Below are 302 nucleotides of genomic sequence, written 5' to 3'. Positions count from 1 at the left end.
TTCCGTTTTTCTCCCAGCTCGGTAATCCAGCCTTTGAGGTTTTGGATAAGCTGCCGGATGGACTTCATCAGGCGGTTGGCGGCTCTGATTTCCCGGTTCAGGTTGCCGATATTCGTCTGGATACCTCGCTTTTCCATCTGCCGGACAGCAGTCCCCTCATGGACAGTGGGGACTATATCAAGCCCCTGTCTGGCATAGGAACGCAAGTCCACACGCTCCGGGCGGTCATTGGCGTCCAGATAGCGGTTCTGGATGACCTCCCATTCATGCCGCCAGATTTCACAATACTTCTGGTCGTTCCA

1 protein-coding gene is annotated in these 302 nt (G+C 54.6%); it reads right to left on the bottom strand.

The window, feature by feature from the left end; genetic code table 11:
- A partial coding sequence (locus DWZ82_RS15830) for a MobA/MobL family protein (RefSeq protein ID WP_243022975.1) occupies positions 1 to 302 on the bottom strand: 302 nt, incomplete at both ends.

The organism is Butyricicoccus sp. AF35-5AC (assembly GCF_003477715.1).
Classification (GTDB): Bacteria; Bacillota; Clostridia; order Oscillospirales; family Butyricicoccaceae; genus Agathobaculum; species Agathobaculum butyriciproducens.
This window is presented reverse-complemented; position numbering and strand designations above follow the sequence as displayed.